Here is a 14,599-nt window from a genome sequence, read left to right as displayed (position 1 = left end):
ATCATTATCAGGGGATGTTCAATTGTTCTCCCACTCGCTCTTCGATAAAGTAGAGATAAGATTCAATACTTTATTAGGGAGTGACTGCAATTGACTCAGCCAGTAGGGCGTTCCCGCGTTTGGGAAGAGATCGTCGAAATTCCGACATACGGTGTAGGGAAACCCGACAAAAATCCAATGTTTCTGGAAAAGCGCGTCTATCAGGGCAGTTCCGGCAAAGTGTACCCGCATCCCGTCATTGATAAAATAGAAGACGAGAAGAAGCCGCATCCTTATCGGATGGTTATTTTGGAGAACGATTACTTGCACATCGAGATCATGCCCGAGCTCGGTGGCCGGATCTATCGCGCGGTCGATCGCACGAACAACTATGATTTCGTTTACTATAATCAGGTCATCAAGCCTGCGCTTGTCGGGCTAGCGGGACCGTGGATTTCGGGAGGCATCGAATTCAACTGGCCGCAGCATCACCGTCCGAACACGTACGGTCCTGTTGAATACCGTCTGGAGGAAAATGAAGACGGCAGCGCTACCGTATGGGTGAGCGAGATTGACCGCATGTACGGGACGAAGGTTACGGCAGGTTTCACCTTGTACCCGGACAAAGCGTATTTGGAAATCGCTGCCCAGCTCTACAACCGTACACCGGGGCCGCAGACGTTCCTGTGGTGGGCGAACCCTGCAGTAGCGGTCAACGATCATACGCAATCGGTGTTCCCGCCGGATGTGAATGCCGTATTCGACCACGGTAAACGTGACGTGTCCAAATTCCCGATTGCTACGGGCACCTACTACAAGATGGACTATTCCGAGGGCGTGGATATCTCCCGATACAAGAACATTCCCGTGCCGACGTCATACATGGCATACAAATCCGATTACAACTTCGTCGGCGGCTACGATCACGCGCTGCAAGCAGGCTTGCTGCACGTCGCGAACCACCATATTTCGCCCGGCAAGAAGCAGTGGACATGGGGCAATGGGGAATTCGGGCAAGCGTGGGACCGCAATTTGACGGATGAAGACGGACCGTACATCGAGCTTATGACAGGGGTTTACACGGACAACCAACCAGATTTTACATGGCTGCAGCCTTACGAAGAGAAGTCCTTCAAACAATACTTCATGCCTTACAAAGATATCGGTGTCGTTAAGAACGCGACTACTGAAGCTGCGATTAACCTGGAAGTCGACGAGAATCTAGCGGCGGCTAGCATTTATGTGTACGCGACATCGGTGATAGAAGGGGCAACTATAGAGCTTACAGGCAGCGGTATTAGCGGAAAATCGTACTTCAGCGAGCAACTCACTCTCTCCCCGTTGAAGGGATATCAGACTGAAGTCAAGTTGGATTCGCATGTTCTCGCACATGAATTAACGTTGACGGTAAGGGATGCATCGGGTCGGGCGCTTGTGGACTATACACCGAAGAAGCCGCAGATCGAAGAAATTCCAGAGGCGGCGAAGCCTTTGCCGGAGCCGGAGGAATTGAAGACGAACGAGCAATTGTATCTAGCAGGTCTTCACTTGGAACAGTACCGGCACGCGACTTTTGAGCCGGAGGCTTATTACCTCGAAGGGTTGAAGCGGGATTCCAGCGATATTCGCATAAACGTCGCATATGGAACACTGCTGCTTCGCAGAGGGCGGTTAGAAGAGTGCGAAGCTCATTTCCGCGCAGCGATCAAGAGTCTGAATTGGCGCAATCCGAACCCTTACGACAGCGAAGCTTATTACCAGTTGGGCGTTACTCTGAAGCTTCAAGGCCGGCAAGAAGAAGCGTTCGCAGCGTTCTACAAGTCCGTATGGTCGGCGGCATGGCAGGACAGCGGCTACTTCTCCTTGGCGCAAATCGCAGCCGAGCAAGGCCGGCTGACCGAAGCACTGGAGCTTGTCGAGCGTTCGCTCATTCGCAACTCGCATAACTACAAAGCAAGAAACTTGAAGGCGGCGCTCCTTCGCAAGCTCGGCCGGCTTGAGGAAGCCATCGCGTTCAGCGACGAAACGATACGATCGGACATTGCAGACTTCGGTGCGAACAACGAGCTGAGACTGGCTTTGGAATCGGCGGGGGATATAGAGAAAGCGGAGTCGAAGTACGAGGAATTCCTGTTCCTGCTCCGGGAGGACGCCCATAATTACTTGTCCTTGGCTTCTGACTATGCCGACGCGGGGCTATACCTTGAGGCTATTGAAGTTCTGAATATGATCGCGGACAACCCATCGGGCAGCACGTATCCGATGATTCATTACACGCTCGGTTATTTGTATGGCAGAACAGGTCAAAATGAACTTTCGCTGAAGCATCTCGAAGCTGGGGGGGCGGCATCTCCGGACTATTGCTTCCCGAACACCTTGTTCGACTTAACGGTTCTAAGATTCGCCACGCGTATGGTGCAGAGCGATGCCAAGGCGCACTATTACATTGGCAACTTGTACTACGACAAGAAAGTCGCTGACAGAGCGATCAGTCATTGGGAGACGTCGCTGTCGATTGATCCGTCATTCCCGACCGTAAGCCGGAACTTGGCGCTCGCTTACTACAATAAGCTTGGCGATCAAGATAAGGCACTTCAAGCATTGGAGCGGGCTTTTGCTTGCAATCAAGAGGATGCAAGGGTGTTCTATGAGCTGGATCAGTTGTACAAGAAGATCGGGGTCTCTCCGGAGGAACGACTCGACCGATTGTCCGCACACGTCAATCTCGTGGAGCGCAGAGACGATCTCTACTTGGAGTACGTCACGCTTCATAATCGCCTGGGCCGCAACGGGATTGCTGCCGGACATCTCGCTGCACGCCAGTTCCATCCGTGGGAAGGCGGGGAAGGGAAAGCGACTGGCCAATATGTTCTCTCCCACGTTGAATTGGCTCAAGCATGCTTGTCCGGTGGCAAATACGCCGAAGCGATCGATTGGCTGAAGAAAGCGCTCGTCTATCCTGTAAACCTTGGCGAAGGCAAACTCACGGGAGCGCAAGAAAACAATATTTACTATTATCTCGGCAATGCCTATGAGGGATTAGGTCATGCGGAAGAGGCCGAGGCTGCGTACCGCATCGCATCAGTCGGGCTCGAGGAACCAGCCAGCGCGATGTTTTATAACGATCAGCCGCCGGATATGATCTATTATCAAGGCTTGGCATGGCTGAAGCTGGGGAATGAGAAGGAAGCCAAGAGACGTTTCTACAAGCTGATCGACTACGCGGAGAAGCATATTTTCGACGATGTCAAAATCGATTACTTCGCGATTTCGCTGCCGGACTTCCTCGTCTTCGAGGATGACTTGAACGGCAGGAATGAAATTCACTGCCGTTATATGAGAGGACTTGGGTTGCTCGGACTCGGACGCCATGGGGAAGCAGCCGAAGAGTTTGCTTCGGTGCTGCGACTGGACGCGAATCATCTTGGTGCATTCCTTCATTCCAGAGCTATCTCTTTGTGATGTGAGCAGAAGAGGCGGTGGGATCATATGATTCAAGTGAGAAAAGGTAGTGTATTAGGTTTTCCGTCCATCACCGTAGCTACGGCATGCTATGAAGTAACCGTCGTTCCCGGAATTGGGGGACGTATTATGGGGTTCGGCGCAGACGGAATCAATCTGCTTTATCAGAACGAAGCGTTGGCTGGATTCCGACCTGTATATGACGCGGACAGCGCTGAAGAAATGCGCAGACAGCGAATAGAAGGACCGCTGCTGCTGTACGGCGGCGAGAAAACATGGCTCGCCCCGCAGAGCGATTGGGGCAGCAATGCTTATGCCGATCTCGATCATGGAGACTATGAATGCAGCCTGCTGAAGAAAGACGACCGTACGGTAGAGCTGGTTCTGACAAGTCCGATCTGCCGAGAGACAGGGCTGCAGCTCGTGCGCACGATAACGTGCATCGATGGCGAACCATACATGGATATGGAGCAGAAGCTGATCAACCATAGCGCCGTTCCGGTAACGAAAGGGCTCTGGCAGGTGACGATGCTGAATCGTCCCGGTACAGCACTGATTCCGGATGGACCGCTGCTGCGCGGCGAAGAACCGATTCCGATCTATTACGGCGAGAATGCTTCGTTTCAACAGGTCGAAGGCGGCTGGCAGATGGAGCTTCAGCTTCAGGAGGAGCTGGAGTATAAGCTCGGGTTTGCAACAGACGCGGGCTGCGCATCGGCTCGTCATGAAGCAGGTAATGGTCAGATGTACACGCTGACCAAGCGATTCGAGGCAAAAGCAGATGTCGCTGCATATCCGCACGGCACGGTCGTTGAAGTCTATAATGCGAGCAAGTATGCGTATTACGAGCTTGAAGTGCATAGTCCCGCGTGCACGCTGCGGCCTGGAGAAAGTGCTTCTTTTGCGATACGATGGGAGCTTGACGTTGTTGCCGCAGCCTTATTTCCCGCCTCTCAGCATGTCTAAGCGCACAAACTTGGGACTCTGCGCCTCCGAGAGTCGGATTTTCCGACTCTCACTTCAGGAATCGCCCTAATTGCGAACTGAGAGGGCTATGTTGGAAAAATCAGAAAAATCCACTCATTTTTCGGCAGAAGGAGCTAAGTTGGCGATTTCCAGAGAAAATGAGTGGGAAAATCCAATATAGATAGCAGTTTCGCTCAAAATTGGCGTTCTATGATGGAAAAATCCATCATACGTGGCCGTATCGGTGAAGCAGCTCTTTCCCGGCAGGAAGCCCGATCGCTTCGCCGAATAGAATGGCCGATTGAAGAAATTGCGCGGACGATGAGTCGGAGATACAGAACTTGGATAGATGACGCAGGTTAACCGGGCGGTCGAACATGCAGATGCCGCCGGACCATCCTTCGCCGCCGTCGAGTGGACCGGGTTAGTCGCAGCCGCTTTCCAGCGGTGCGAACAATGTGAATACGATACGGCCGGCTTAGTCCGCGCCGAGCTCGATAAGAAGAGTGGTTTTCCTACAGCAGCCCCAAACGAATCAACCCGTTCAGGATTCCATCATCTGAATTCGACGAAGTCACGATATCCGCCGCTTGTTTGACCTCGTCCGCGGCGTTGCCCATCGCTACAGCCGTGCCCACGTATTTGAACATTTCGATATCGTTCAGACCGTCGCCGAATGCATATGCGTTCTCGGTTTCCAGCCCCATTTTCTCCAGAACCTTGGCAATTCCAGCTGCTTTGGACGCATTTCGCGGCAGCACATCCCATGCCGTCGTGTGCCATTGGATGAAGCTGTAGTCGGGAAATTGGTCCGCATACATGCGCTTCTCTTCATTCGAGCAGAAGAGGCCGAGCTGATGAACGGCGGAGTGTGTATGGTAATGGGGATCGATTGCCGGATAGCTCGCTTTCCACGCTTTGAATCCGTCCCAAATGAGCGGATGGTCAGGCTGATTGACTGTAATTCCTTGATGGTTGCAGTAGGCCAGGCCATGCCCGTTCTCCAGCGTCAATTCGGATATTTCCCGCAGCATGCCGCCTGGAAGCGATGAAGAGAGAAGCTCCTCGCCTTCAAACACCACATATTGTCCATTAATAGAAACGAAAGTATCGATATTCGTCTCGCGGCGAATCCAATCGAACGAGTTCGGTGTCCGCCCCGTAGCAATTGCCGTATAAATGCCTTTCTGTTGAAGGGTGCGAATGGCTTCCTTCGTCGAAGCAAGAATTTCTTTATCTTCACCCAGAAGCGTTCCGTCCAAGTCGAAGAACACAATTTTATCCGTTTGCAGCATCGTAAAACCTCCCATGTGCAGCTTTCGCTTTCATCTCGCACGAATTGCTTACACAAAAGAGCATAATTTATGAAAAGCTTTTCAGGTCAAGTGAAAAATTTTTTAACACCACCCGGAAGGAAGCTAAACGGTGTCGCGTTCTATGATTTCGAACGCTAGAGCTCGATGTTCCGGCTCCTTGTTAACGACTGCAATACGGTCGTGAAGCATACTAAACGCGGTCGTTCCCATCTCGAACAGGTGGTTATCGATAGTCGTCAGCTGCATGACCTTGGCAATCGGCTGGTTGTCGAACCCGATAATCGCAAGCTCCTCCGGTACGCGCACGCCTGCCGAACGCGCTTCCATTAACAGTCCGGCAGCAGCTTGGTCGCCGGTCACGAGCATGGCGGTAGGGCGTTCAGACATTGCGGTTAACTTATGAAAGACCCCGGCTCCGTCCTCGATCGTATAACAGTCATGAAACATCCATTGCTCTTGCACAGGCTGGCGAATCAGTTCCATGTGCTCCATATAGGCTCTTCTTCGAATCACCGTGCTATTGCCATCGCTTCGACCAACGCAGAAACCGATCCGGTTATGCCCTTTGTCCGTAAGAAGCTGCAGTGCCTTGCGGAAACAACGATCGTGATCCAGATATACGGAAGAAACCGACGAATCGCTCGTATTCTCACACGCAACGATAGGACCATATTGGGTGTAGGGTTCGATCTGTTCCAGCGGAAGTGACTTGGAAGCGATGATTGTTCCGTCAATTTGCCTCAGCTTCAGCATCTCAAGAACTTTAGTCTCTTCAACCTCCGAGTAATTCGTCTGGCACAGCATTAAGTGAAATCCGCTCTTCAGCGCCTCATTAGCGGCTCCTTCAATAAGCTGGGAGAAGTAGGCGTGGTTAATAAAAGGAAGCATAATCGCAATGTTGCCCGTCGTTCCTTTGATCAGATTGACGGCATTCATGTTGCGCGTATACTGAATCTGCTCGATTGCATCAAGCACAGCTTGACGCTTCTCTTCACGGACATAGGGATGGTCGTTCAGCACGCGCGATACGGTCGAGATGGACACGCCAGCCATCTTGGCGATTTGTTTAATGTTGGCCACGCAGTCTATGTCTCCCCCTCTCTCGGCGCGAGCACAAGCATTTTCATAAGGATATCGCAATCCGAATGCTGCGCGCAAACGAGCGCACGGGAGAAGGAAACGGCTGTTGCTTGGCGAAAATGAATCGGTATGAACGAAACCTTAGGCGGTCGCGCAAGCGAAGGGACAAAGAGGAGGAAGGTTCAACGATGTTGAGAACGATTCCACAAACGATGAATGTGCCGAAATTTATCGGCGGAGGGCAAATTCAATACGGCGATAAAGAGGTGCCGGTTCCAGGTCCGGGACAGCTGCTTATCGAGGTGAAGGCGAACGCGCTGTGCGGCTCGGACCGAGGGCAGTTCTACGACGGGACGGATACGACTCCGGGGCACGAAGCTTCGGGAATCGTGGCAGCGGCAGGCAGCGGTACGAAGACCGCAGTGGGGACGCCAGGCGTCGTGTTCCTGATGGACTTCTGCGGCGAGTGCCGGAGCTGCAAGCTTGGACTAACGAATCAATGCCTTGGCAAAAGAGCCGATTACGGTTTCTCGCACGACGGCGGATACGGACCCTATATGGTCGTGAATGAGAACGTATTCTTCGCGATCGATCCTTCGCTGCCGTTGACGGAAGCGACGCTGCTGCTGGACATTATGGGTACGGGCGGCCATTCGATCAAACGCGCCAAGCTTGTCCATCCTGACATTCGCGCTGTCCTCGTAGCAGGTGCCGGTCCGATCGGGCTTGGCGTGCTGGCTATGGCCAAGCTCATGCTCGGCATGGAGACGCCCGTGTTCATCATGGATTTCGTGGCGTATCGCTTGGAGCTTGCGCAGCGTATGGGAGCTGTGCCCGTCAATTTGGCTGAGACCTCGCTTCAAGAGGCGATGCAGCAAGCTGGTCTCGCGGGCTTCGATGTCGCTATCGACACGAGCGGCAAGACGGCAGGACGACAAACGGCGCTGCAAGCGCTGGACAAACGGGGCGTGCTCGTGTGCGTCGGCCACGGGCAGGAGCTGAATCTGCAGGTTTCGTCTGATCTAATCGCTGCTGAACGGGCTGTGCTCGGAAGCGAGTACTTCCAGTTCGGCGAGCTGCAGGAGAATCACGAGCTTATACGAGAGCATTTGCCGTATTTGAGCCAGATCATTACGCATCGCTGCGGAGCTGACCGGATTCAAGAAGCGTATGAGTTGTTCTTCAAAGGCGATACCGGAAAGGTGATTATTGAACAATGAGCGCGAACAAGGTAAAAGTAGCGCTGATCGGCGCCGGTGGATGGGGACTGCAGCATGCGCGAATCTTTCAGTCGCGGGAAGACATTGATTTCTGCGCCATCGTCGGGCGCAACTCGGAGAAGACGCAGGCAAGGGCCGCGAAGTTCGGCGTGAACGCCTACACGGATATTGGCGACATGCTGGATAAGGAACGTCCTGAGCTGGTCAGCTTATGCCTGCCCAATCAGAACCATTTCGAAGCTACGCTGAAAGTCATTCAGGACGGCTATCCGCTTCTGGTCGAGAAGCCGCTTGTTTTCGACTTGAAGGAGGCGGATACGCTGCTCGCCGAGGCGGCGAAGCGGGAGCTGTTCTTCGCGATCAACTTCAATCACCGCTACGCCAAGCCGGTTCAGCTGGCGTATGAAGCGATCCGCGCGGGCAAGCTTGGCGAGCTGACCTTGGCCTCGTGGCGGTTCGGCGGAGACGGAGCAAGCGACCATGCTCACGCGAATCTCATTGAAACGCAGTGCCATGGCTTCGATATGCTGGAGCATCTGTGCGGACAGGTTGAATCGGTCATGGCTGAGATGACCGATAAGACGGGCGGCGGCTTGCGGACGATGTCCATCGCGCTTAAATTCGCGAATGGAGCCGTCGGCAGCATCATCGGAACCTATGATTCCTCTTACGCCTACCCGGATACGCACCGGGTAGAGCTGGATGGAACGGGAGGCCGCGCGGTCATTCATGATACGGTCAAACGCTACACGTACCATCCTTCGGGCAGCGAGCTCGGCGAAACGTGGGAAGCCGGTTATTTCAACGATATGGACAGGGAATTCCATCGCACGTTCGACAAGCACATGGACGATATGCTACGTGCATTCCGTGAAGGCAGGCAGCCGCCGATTCACGCCTCCGCTGGACGCCGCGCCTTACAGCTGGCTTATGCAGCGATTCGTTCTTATGAGACCGGTCGCCGGGTACGCGTCGATGAGATCGAATAAGATTCCGTATACCTATAGGACGAAGCCGAGCCATCCGTAATGGAGGGTTCGGCTTTTATTTTAGAGTCGCCACAATTCCGCCATTTGACTTCCCTATTTGGTAGAGCTAATATAAATCCAACACGATATATCGCACACGATGTATCTTATGGGATGCAGTTTCGTAAGGGAAGGAGAACGAGCTTGGAACGAGCGGAGTTTATACGAGAATCCATTGATTATTTGCACCGATTAATGATGAAGAATTTGCAGCGACATGCTGAACAGCAAGGTGTCACGGTTCCTCAGACGCGGGTGATCGCGGAAGTGCTGATGAACGAATCGATCAGCATCAAGCAGCTGACGCAGAATCTCCGGATGACGCAAAGCACCGTTTCGGACATCGTGGAACGGCTGACCGCAAGAGGCATACTCATGAAGAAGACGGACCCGAATGACAAGAGAGCGGTGAAGATCTCGCTGACGGATCCTGTTCGGAAAGAGATCAACAATCGAACGCCGGAGCCGCTCAACCAATATGTCAGAGATGTCCTGAGCCAGCTGCAGCCGAACGAGCAACAGATTGTGGAAGAAGGCATTCGGCTATTCGTCACCGCAGTGAAGGAGAAGGCGAAGGCAGACGGCATGGAGGACGATCGTTATTTCGATATTTTATTTTTACCCAAAGAAAACCTATCTACAGATAAATAATGAAGAGGCAGCATGGGGTAGGAGGCAGAAGTTCAAATGGCAAAATATTTGTACAGGCTAGGGTTGTGGGCAGCGAGAGGCGGCAAGAAGGTGCTGCTCGGCGCGATTATTATCTTGGTCGCACTAGGCGCAATCGGCTTAACGCTGGGGCCGTCGTTCAGCAATGAATTGACCATTCCGAATACGCCGGCGGACAAAGCCGCGAAGATTATTAGCCAAGAGTTCTCCCAGCCAGGAGTTCAAGCAGCCAAGATTCAGGTCGTCTTCAAAGCCCCGGATGGCGAAACGCTGGAGTCCGAGAAGTGGCAGAAGGTGATGGAAGATACGATTACCGGAATGAGCAAAGCGCCGGATGTCGCGCTTGCCACGACGCCGATGCAGCTCAAGAATTTGAACATGACCAAGCAGATCGGATACGGAGAAGTCACGTTTAAAGCAGCGGCGTTAGACGTTTCGGCCGAGACGAAGGACGTTATCGTGCATCAGTTGGATGCGGCGAGAGCGGCCGGTCTCCAGACGGAAGCGCGTGGGGACATCCAGATTACAGAGGGCGGAGAATTCCCGGTTGAAGTAATCGGGATTATCGCAGCATTCGTTATTTTGGCGATTACGTTCGCATCCTTCCTTGCGGCCGGTTTGCCGATTGTTTCGGCAGCGGTCGGCCTTGGTGTTGGGATGCTGGGTATCGTTATTGCATCCAGCTTCATTGAAGTTCAGAGCGTTTCGCTCTCCTTGGCCGCGATGCTTGGGCTTGCAGTAGGTATCGACTACGCCTTGTTCATCATCACACGCTTCAGACAGCAGATGGCTCAAGGATACACGGTTCAAGAGTCTGTTGCGATCGCGAACGGTACGGCCGGAAGTGCGGTCCTCTTCGCAGGCGTCACGGTTGTCATCGGACTTCTTGGATTGTCCGTTGCGGGCATTCCGTTCCTGACCATGATGGGCGTGGCTTCGGCGTTATGCGTCATTACGACGGTTCTTGTATCGATTATTGTTTTGCCGGCACTGCTGGGCTGGATGGGGCATAAGATTTCCCCGGCCAAAGGAAAAAAGGCGGGTTCGAGCCGCAAGTCGGGTTCGAGCAAGAAGCAATCGTCCAGCAAGTGGGGGACCTTCGTTACGAAGCGTCCGCTGCTCGTATCCTTCGTAAGCATTGCGCTTCTTGCAACGATTACGGTGCCGTTTACCCATATCAACCTCGGTTTGCCTTCGGACGGTACAATGAAGTCGACAGACATGACCGAGAGAAGAGCGTTCGACTTGCTGACGGAAGGCTACGGCGTTGGCGTCAACGCATCCTTGGTTATCGGAGCGCAGGTGGCTAATCCAACTGAAGCTACGGCAGGTGATATTGCGAAGATTAAGGATGAGATCAGCGGACTTGCTGATGTTCAGACGATCACGCCGCCATTCCCGGGACCATCCGGCAAGCTGTATCTGATGACGGTTATGCCGAAGTCCGGACCGGATGATACGAAGACGAAGGATCTGGTCAAAGCGATTCGCGATCTCTCGAGCCGTACGCAAGCTGAGAATGGAATCGAGCTGCTCGTTACAGGTACGACGGCGATGAATATTGATATCGCGAACAAGCTGAACGATGCTTTGCCAGTGTTCGCAGCGCTTATCGTCGTACTTGCTTATGTGATTCTGGTGCTCGTATTCCGATCGATCTTCATCCCGCTCAAAGCCGTTCTCGGGTTCCTGCTCTCGCTCGGAGCGACGCTCGGTTTCGTCGTCTTCGTCGTGCAGGACGGACACCTGAACAGTTTCTTCGGCTTCCCGGCGACCAGTCCGATTCTGGCGTTCATGCCAGTTATTCTGATCGGCATCCTGTTCGGATTGGCGATGGACTATGAGATCTTCCTGGTGAGCAAGATGCGCGAGGTATACGCCCACACTGGCGATGCTCGCAAAGCCATCCTCGATGGCGTCCGTGACAGCGGCAAAGTCGTAACAGCAGCGGGCTTGATCATGATCTCCGTCTTTATCGGCTTCATGCTGGCACCTGATGCGATTATCAAGTCGATGGGCCTCGCGCTTGCTTTCGGCGTATTGTTCGACGCCTTCGTCGTACGGATGACGCTAGTTCCAGCGGTCATGAGCCTGATGGGCAAATCCGCATGGTACATGCCGCGCTGGCTCGATCGCATCCTGCCGAATATCGATGTGGAAGGCGAGAGCATTCTGCATGAGGTGGAGAAAACGAAGAAGAAGAGTGCGTAAAGTTTCATTCTAAATTAACGCAAGCTGTCCCAAACCTTCCAACAAATTCGTTGGAAGGTTTTTCTTGACTCTGGATTTACTCGTACTCCATAATTAAACTGACTAGTCAGTACAAAAATGGAGGGTTGTTATGAAGAGTGGGTTGAACCAATACGATTTGCTTCCTCTAGAACGGTACAGACAACAACGAGCGGCAGGAGCGGCGGTGTACGACTCCGATAGCGGATCATGGTCCGTCTACACGCATGACAGCGTTAAGCGGATTCTTGCCGATTACGAGCATTTCTCTTCACAGATGCAAGAGAATCCGAGCGAGGACGAACCAATCGAAGGCAGCATCCTGCGGCGGGATCCGCCGAAACACAAGCAGATGAGATCGCTCATCGCGAAAGCCTTTTCCGCGAAGGTCGTAGAAGGCATGGAACCGCAAATCCGGAAGATCGCGGAGGAATTGCTGGATCGTGCCGCATCCTCGGGCAGCCTCGAAGTCGTCAGCGAATTCGCGAGTCCGCTGCCGGTTATCGTTATCGCGGAGCTGCTCGGCGTGCCATCGGAGGACCGGGAGCTGTTCAAGGGCTGGTCCGACGATCTCGTTGGGAACGATTATGCACGTTACTTGCAATGTCAGAAGGAGATGGCAGCATACTTCCGCATCCAGATCGAAGACCGCAGCAAGCAGCCGACGGACGATTTGATTACGGCGCTCATGCAGTCCTGCATGGCGGATGAGAACGGGCTTAGCGAGCTGGAAGTGATCGGAATGTGCATCCTGCTGCTTGTCGCCGGGAATGAAACGACGACTAATCTGATTTCGTCGATGATCATGTGCCTCGAGAGAAGCCCCGAAACTTACGGAGAACTTCGCCGGGATCGGGGACTGATTCCCGGAACGATCGAGGAAACACTCCGTTTCTGCTCGCCCGTTCAGGTCATGGAGCGCAGGGTAAAGGCGGATATGGATTGGAACGGGCATGCGATGCAAGCCGGGCAACGAGTATATGCCTTCATCGGAGCGGCAAACCATGATGAAGGAGTGTTCGCCGATCCGGAGCGATTCGACGTCACGCGCAGCCCTAACCCGCATCTGGCTTTCGGTCAAGGCATTCATTTCTGCTTGGGGGCGATGCTGGCACGGCTGGAAGCGAAGGTGGCGCTCCATGTTATCGTCGATCGGTTAGAGCGTATACAGCGTCTCGAGGACGGACCGCTTGAGAGATTGAATAGCGATATGATGTTCGGCGTCAAGCGGATGAGAATTCAGGTATAATCAAGCTGACTAGTCAGTTTGATTATGGGGGTAACGGATGATGAGCAGAGACAAAATATTAGATGCGGCCGCACGGATGTTCTCGCGCAGCGGCTATCATCGGTCGAGCATGGATGAGATCGCGCTGGAGGCCGGCGTTGCCAAGGGGACGCTGTACTATCATTTCCCGGGGAAGGCGCAGATGTTCCAGGCGCTCATTACGGAAGGGCTGCAGATGATCACCGAAACGATCAAGGCGGAGATTGACCGCGATCGTTCGCTTCGGGAGCAGATCGAGACGGTTATTCGGCTGAACGTGGATCTTTTCCTGGAATACAGCGAGCTGGCCCATATTTTCTTTAATGAAATATCGAACGGCATCGAGGAAGACGTGCTGCTGGCCGTACGGAAAGAACGGAGCGCGTATAATCAATTCATTGCTGATATTCTCATCGATGCAGGCATTCCGCCCGAAGACGGACCTATGGCCGCGGCAGGCATTCTATCGATGATGGACGGTTTATGCAGCTATTATCTGCGTCATCCCAGTGAAGCGAAACGCGAGCAGATCGATCGTCTGCTGTACGCCGCGGTTACGACGGGATTGCGACCGATGTGATTATACGAAATGAGCTGGACGCTGTAGCGCCAGCTTTTTTTTATACTGCGTCTTGCACATTAAAGCCCTTTTTGCTAAATTAAAATCATGTACGATATATGAAATTGTGGTGGAGATGCAGAATGTCCAAAGGTTTAAATCGCTATGTATTAACGGATGAAGTCTATGCCATTATTAAGGCGCGGATTCTGAATCACGAGATTGCATCCGGCGAGAAGATCAACATCGATCAGCTTGCCCGCGACCTCGAGGTCAGCAATATTCCGATTCGCGAGGCGTTATCCCGCTTAGCGGCGGAAGGCTTGGTGGATACGGTACCGTTCAAAGGCATGTATGTCGCGAAGATGTCGCTGCAGGAGCTGGACGAGATGTTCGAGATCCGGATGGAATTGGAGTGCTTGGCGATCCGAAAGGCCGCACAACAGATTCCGTCTGCGAGCTTGGAGCAGCTGAAGGTGGAGATGAATAGCTGCTCGCTTCCTGAAGTCGCGACAAGCGAGCAGAAGATTCAGATCGTTGCAGAGATGAACGAGAGCCTTCATGGCTTGATTCTGAACTATTGCGGCAACCATTCGTTAAGACAGCTGATCCAAATGTATATCGAGAAAATCCAACGCTATTTGACGGTGAGTCACACGGATCTGGATCATCAGTTGATTCAGGCCGAGTGGGACGAACATATGCAAATTGTCAGCAGCTTGTCGTCGGGAGATGTGGCGGCGGCCGAACAAGCATTGAAGAATCACTTGGAAAACTCGTACAAACGAACGCGTGCGTTCTTTGTATAAGCTTTTCCTTCGCAT

At 53.1% G+C, this 14,599-nt stretch carries 12 protein-coding genes; 9 read left to right on the top strand and 3 right to left on the bottom strand.

The genetic code is table 11. The features are described 5' to 3' along the window. The first annotated feature begins 90 nt into the window (after positions 1-90). Together A8990_RS10020 and A8990_RS10015 are read left to right on the top strand one after the other, a co-directional pair. A complete protein-coding gene (locus A8990_RS10020) occupies positions 91-3,441 on the top strand; it encodes a DUF5107 domain-containing protein (protein WP_245995936.1) in 3,351 nt (1,116 codons plus the stop codon). A gap of 27 nt (positions 3,442-3,468) precedes the next feature. Beyond that, positions 3,469-4,407 carry a DUF4380 domain-containing protein gene (locus A8990_RS10015; protein ID WP_116188885.1) on the top strand — a complete coding sequence of 313 codons (939 nt, stop codon included), beginning with the start codon at positions 3,469-3,471 and terminating at the stop codon, positions 4,405-4,407. Positions 4,408-4,633: 226 nt separating this feature from the next. Here the strand turns inward: A8990_RS10015 and A8990_RS31495 are convergent, their stop codons facing one another. From A8990_RS31495 to A8990_RS10005, 3 genes are all read right to left on the bottom strand, one after another. Further along, the gene (locus A8990_RS31495; RefSeq protein WP_181909495.1) at positions 4,634-4,786 is read right to left on the bottom strand and encodes a hypothetical protein; all 153 of its coding nucleotides are present in this window, start codon (positions 4,784-4,786) and stop codon (positions 4,634-4,636) included. A gap of 136 nt (positions 4,787-4,922) precedes the next feature. Next, positions 4,923-5,702, bottom strand: a complete 780-nt coding sequence (locus A8990_RS10010) for a Cof-type HAD-IIB family hydrolase (protein WP_116188884.1) — start codon at positions 5,700-5,702, stop codon at positions 4,923-4,925. 123 nt (positions 5,703-5,825) lie between these two features. After that, on the bottom strand, positions 5,826-6,803 hold the full coding sequence (locus tag A8990_RS10005) for a LacI family DNA-binding transcriptional regulator (protein ID WP_116188883.1): 978 nt from the start codon (positions 6,801-6,803) through the stop codon (positions 5,826-5,828). Between the two features lie 188 nt (positions 6,804-6,991). Here A8990_RS10005 and A8990_RS10000 point away from each other — a divergent pair, with 188 nt between their 5' ends. The 7 genes from A8990_RS10000 (at position 6,992) to A8990_RS09970 (ending at position 14,584) form a co-directional block, all read left to right on the top strand. Next, the gene (locus A8990_RS10000) at positions 6,992-8,023 is read left to right on the top strand and encodes an alcohol dehydrogenase catalytic domain-containing protein (protein WP_116188882.1); all 1,032 of its coding nucleotides are present in this window, start codon (positions 6,992-6,994) and stop codon (positions 8,021-8,023) included. Then, positions 8,020-9,012, top strand: coding sequence for a Gfo/Idh/MocA family protein (locus tag A8990_RS09995; RefSeq protein WP_116188881.1), 993 nt, complete (start codon positions 8,020-8,022; stop codon positions 9,010-9,012). The genes A8990_RS10000 and A8990_RS09995 overlap by 4 nt, the downstream gene beginning before the upstream one ends. 183 nt (positions 9,013-9,195) lie before the next feature. Beyond that, entirely contained in the window at positions 9,196-9,702 is a 507-nt protein-coding gene (locus A8990_RS09990; protein ID WP_245995935.1) for a MarR family winged helix-turn-helix transcriptional regulator, read from the top strand. A gap of 36 nt (positions 9,703-9,738) precedes the next feature. Then, the gene (locus A8990_RS09985) at positions 9,739-11,931 is read left to right on the top strand and encodes an MMPL family transporter (RefSeq protein WP_116188879.1); all 2,193 of its coding nucleotides are present in this window, start codon (positions 9,739-9,741) and stop codon (positions 11,929-11,931) included. A 130-nt stretch (positions 11,932-12,061) separates the two neighbouring features. Beyond that, positions 12,062-13,198, top strand: coding sequence for a cytochrome P450 (locus tag A8990_RS09980; RefSeq protein WP_116188878.1), 1,137 nt, complete (start codon positions 12,062-12,064; stop codon positions 13,196-13,198). Between the two features lie 37 nt (positions 13,199-13,235). After that, positions 13,236-13,796: a TetR/AcrR family transcriptional regulator gene (locus A8990_RS09975; RefSeq protein ID WP_116188877.1), complete on the top strand. Its 561-nt coding sequence runs from the start codon at positions 13,236-13,238 to the stop codon at positions 13,794-13,796. A 122-nt stretch (positions 13,797-13,918) separates the two neighbouring features. After that, positions 13,919-14,584 carry a GntR family transcriptional regulator gene (locus A8990_RS09970; RefSeq protein WP_116188876.1) on the top strand — a complete coding sequence of 222 codons (666 nt, stop codon included), beginning with the start codon at positions 13,919-13,921 and terminating at the stop codon, positions 14,582-14,584. The last annotated feature ends 15 nt before the right edge of the window (positions 14,585-14,599 follow it).

The organism is Paenibacillus taihuensis (assembly GCF_003386535.1).
Classification (GTDB): domain Bacteria; phylum Bacillota; class Bacilli; order Paenibacillales; family Paenibacillaceae; genus Paenibacillus_Z; species Paenibacillus_Z taihuensis.
The sequence above is the reverse complement of the archived record's forward strand: the minus strand, read 5'-3'. Positions and strand labels throughout refer to the sequence as shown.

What these genes read in the sequence shown, in the direction of transcription:
- A8990_RS31495 (WP_181909495.1), bottom strand. Translation starts at nt 4,786, where the DNA reads ATGTTCGACCGCCCGGTTAACCTGCGTCATCTATCCAAGTTCTGTATC.
- A8990_RS09995 (WP_116188881.1), top strand. Translation starts at nt 8,020, where the DNA reads ATGAGCGCGAACAAGGTAAAAGTAGCGCTGATCGGCGCCGGTGGATGG.
- A8990_RS10010 (WP_116188884.1), bottom strand. Translation starts at nt 5,702, where the DNA reads ATGCTGCAAACGGATAAAATTGTGTTCTTCGACTTGGACGGAACGCTT.
- A8990_RS09985 (WP_116188879.1), top strand. Translation starts at nt 9,739, where the DNA reads ATGGCAAAATATTTGTACAGGCTAGGGTTGTGGGCAGCGAGAGGCGGC.
- A8990_RS09975 (WP_116188877.1), top strand. Translation starts at nt 13,236, where the DNA reads ATGATGAGCAGAGACAAAATATTAGATGCGGCCGCACGGATGTTCTCG.
- A8990_RS10015 (WP_116188885.1), top strand. Translation starts at nt 3,469, where the DNA reads ATGATTCAAGTGAGAAAAGGTAGTGTATTAGGTTTTCCGTCCATCACC.
- A8990_RS10000 (WP_116188882.1), top strand. Translation starts at nt 6,992, where the DNA reads ATGTTGAGAACGATTCCACAAACGATGAATGTGCCGAAATTTATCGGC.
- A8990_RS09980 (WP_116188878.1), top strand. Translation starts at nt 12,062, where the DNA reads ATGAAGAGTGGGTTGAACCAATACGATTTGCTTCCTCTAGAACGGTAC.
- A8990_RS09970 (WP_116188876.1), top strand. Translation starts at nt 13,919, where the DNA reads ATGTCCAAAGGTTTAAATCGCTATGTATTAACGGATGAAGTCTATGCC.